Consider the following 3,638-nt stretch of genomic DNA (forward strand, 5'->3'; position numbering starts at 1 on the left):
GTCGTTGTTAACGCAGAGCATCTTGCTCAGTTAAGAGGAATTGAAGCGGGTCGCAGTGAATTTGAGGAATCGGCTCAACTTGTATTAGAAAAAGATCCCGTTATCGGAGCATCAACATCACGTTTTCAACTGTGGTTAAATGAATTTTTTTCTGATCCACATGCTGGATTATTACCGCCTAATTTACCTATCGCTCCTATCGTAGCCGATTTTCGTCGTCATTGTACTGAGCATAAGTTGCCTCTTTCTGCATTAGCGGGATCAGTTAATAAAGACTTGGCTATTTATCGGCGAAAACATCATCGTTTGATATCACAGTGGCTCCATCGATTGGCATTTTTGCAGATCCCTTATGCCCACCAAGTCTCTGGGCCTAATTTTATTTCACAAACGCAGTTAGAGCGAGTAAGGGAAGGATGGCAGATTCAATGGTCGATAGAAAGTGAGGCGGCATTAGTTGAGTTGAGTCATCAAGGTTCTACGGTAAACGATGTCGTTCATGCTCGATTACAGCAACAATATTATGACCCTAGTATAGATACAGAAACATGTGCTCGATTATTACTTGGTGCGCTACAAATGGGGATGCAAGCCTGGTTAACACCGTTAGTTGAGCAAGTGACACATCGTGTTGAGCAAGAGACTGATCTTAATCAATTACAATCGGTATTAACATTGTTGTTAGGATGCTCATTTGGCAGTTCAATTTTAAGTTATCAAATTCAAAAGAAATTTAATGCTCTGATTTCAAGTTGCTATGTTCGTATCTGCGCCCGATTGCCACGATCATGTGGTGGGCAGGCAGTCACTCTTGATGGTAAATTTTTATCTCAAATGATGAAAATGTCGACCTTGCATCCACGCCTGTGCCCTGCTCATTATTTGCTTGATGCGATTAAAGCGCTAGAGCTTGGCAATATCTCTTTGGAATTACAGGGCAGTTGTATAGCTGTGATTTATCAGTTATCAACATCGGACGTTGAGCATGAGTTGCTTGCTGGATTCACTTATGCACAACAACAATCTTATTTAGACCCCGATGCCTTAGGTGATTTTTGTTATGGTTTATGGCAAGTCACTCCAGATATTTATCATCAAGTTCCTAAAATACGAGAGATACTCAATGAGTATTTACAATGTATTGATAATAATATGTTTTTACAAGTATTACCGGCATTGCGACGTGCTTTTATGGTGATGTCGCCACAAGAAATCAGTGATTTTGCACAATGGAGCTGTGGTACTCCAATTTTATCTTGTGACATCCCTGATGCTGAGGCGTTGAAGCAGGCTAAAAAGCTTCAACAAGTAGCACAATTGTGGTTACAACAATGGGGAATATGATGGAAAAAGAGTTAGAGCGTCGTTGGCGATTAATCTTAGGCCGCTCATTATCATATCCGCTAAATGATGAAGACCGCCTGCGTGATGTGTGCCTAGAAGAGTTATACAGTTACGAATATAAAAATCGCTACAGTGCCGGAGCATTATCTCGGCAAGGTGGGCAAGGTACGTCTATCCCCAATCCTATTGATTGGCTTAATAAAGTGAAAAAAGCGTTCCCTAAAAGTAGTGTGGAAATTTTGCAAAAGCATGGTTTAGAGCACTATGGCTTGAGTGCTCTTTTATTGGATGAAGAAATACTTAAGCAACAAAAACCTGATCTTAATTTATTGCAATTGTTGCTCTCTTTTCGGGAACAGATCCCACCGCAACTTGAGTCTGAATTAGAGCGAATTATTACTACAGTTTGTGGTGAATTAGAGGAGGTGTTATCGCAACAGGTACAAGGTGTTTTTACTCGACATCGTATTACTCAAACACATTCTCGGCCTATGCCACTTTCCTATACTGATTGGCAAAGAACCATTATGCGTAATTTAAAACATTATCAGATAGAACAAAATACGTTGATCTTAGAGCGGCCTTTTTTCTATCAGACTCAGCATAATCAGATTCCATGGGATATCTACCTGGTTGTTGATCAAAGTGGATCCATGCTCGATTCGCTGATCCATGCCTCTGTTCTGGCCACCGTTTTTTGTCGGCTGCCAATGTTGAATGTTCACTTGTATTTATTTGATACCAGAGTTGTTGATTTAACAGAATATGCTCATGATGCATTGCATACTTTATTAAATGTGCAACTAGGAGGTGGAACCGATATTGGACTCGCTATGGAATTTACTCGACAGCAAATTCATTCACCACAACGAACTATGGTTGTGCTGATCAGCGACTTTTATGAAGGAGGATCTCCATCACGCCTTCTCTCACAAGTTAAAGTAATGGCTCAAGATGGCGTAACATTATTGGGATTAACCGCATTAGATGGTCAAGGTGAGGCTCATTATGACAATCGAATCACTCAGAGTTTATTGCGAGAAGGTATGAATATTGCGGCTATGACGCCTGAACATCTTAGTCGTTGGGTAGCACAGGTGATTCGGACATGATATTTCTTAATTGGATAGCTCAACTTAATGATGATTTCCTGATTCACTGGGCAAATAAAGGTCTGCTGCGCCGAGCAAAAAAATTAGCACAAACGGTTGATTCAACTGATTGGTTTCTTTCTGAATCACAAGCTTATGGTGATATTGAAGGTCATCATCTTTCTTTATCACAAACTGATATTTCTAAGATCCAATGCGGTTGTGGCGAATTAACCTGCTGTGTTCATCGTCTGGCGTTTATTTTGGTATTGCAGACATGCCGTATCGTTCAAGAAATAAATGAGTCAGAGATACCTTTATTGGAAGGTGAGAGCGAAGCTGATAATAGCAAGTTAAGCGCTTTATCTTCTTTTTCCATAGATCCTTGGTTAGTTATCGATTGTGAGCAACTTAAGTCATATTTTCGTCAAACAACAATAGCTCAAGCAGTTAAATATTGGCAGCAAGGGGCGAAAGTAAATTTGAACAGTGCTGTTGACCATGGGATTGTTCATATTATTTTACCTAATCGGGATAAATTTGATGTTTACCTACCGAATATATTCAACTGGACATTAACTCAGTGCCGTTGTACTCGAAATGCCTGTGCACATAAAGCGTTAGCTGTTATTGCTCTTTCAATACAGCAGAGAAAGTTAGCACTTGATGTGTTACAGCTGGTTGAATCACTTGATATTTCTCAGAAAAAACAGCTAGAACTATTACAAGTTTGGGTAGAGCAGGTATTAGGCGAGGGGCTACATAATTTATTACCATCAAGGCTGTTGCAAGCACAGATGCTGATAACAGAATTAAATCAGGTGGATTTACCTCATTTGGCGACATTATTAGTGCAGTTATGTCGTATGTTAGAAGATGTATTAAATCGAGTGATCGATCTTGATTTTCCTCAGATATTGACATTACTGTCTCATTTACAGCGAAACATTTTTGCATTGCAACAAAGCCCCTTGCCACAAGCGAAAGCATTATTAGTCGGTGAGCATCAGCGTCAGTATCAGCCTATTTCTGCGATGGCTCTGGTTGGTGTTTATATCGAGCATTGGGGAGGTGGTTCTGACAGTCGAGGTTATCGTAGTTATTTTTATCATCGTAAAACTGGACGTTGGTATTGTTTCGTTAATGGCCGTAAAACTGGGATGGATCTTAATTGGTCAAGTCACCAGGCAATTACACAAGACA

The 3,638-nt window shown here is 40.1% G+C and carries 3 protein-coding genes; all 3 read left to right on the plus strand.

The features are described 5' to 3' along the window. The coding region (locus I3255_RS13335) for a DUF5682 family protein (RefSeq protein ID WP_238039245.1) at positions 1-1,344 on the plus strand (1,344 nt) is incomplete at its 5' end. Further along, entirely contained in the window at positions 1,344-2,456 is a 1,113-nt protein-coding gene (locus tag I3255_RS13340; RefSeq protein WP_238039246.1) for a VWA domain-containing protein, read from the plus strand. The genes I3255_RS13335 and I3255_RS13340, both read left to right, overlap by 1 nt. Further along, positions 2,453-3,638, plus strand: a 1,186-nt coding sequence (locus I3255_RS13345) for a hypothetical protein (RefSeq protein WP_238039247.1), incomplete at its 3' end; no start/stop codon positions are given. The genes I3255_RS13340 and I3255_RS13345, both read left to right, overlap by 4 nt.

Source organism: Psychrobacter sp. Ps6 (assembly GCF_022129235.1).
In the GTDB taxonomy this organism is placed as follows: domain Bacteria; phylum Pseudomonadota; class Gammaproteobacteria; order Pseudomonadales; family Moraxellaceae; genus Psychrobacter.

Excerpts from the sequence above, each read along its gene's own strand:
- I3255_RS13340 (WP_238039246.1), top strand. The coding sequence starts at position 1,344 with ATGGAAAAAGAGTTAGAGCGTCGTTGGCGATTAATCTTAGGCCGCTCA.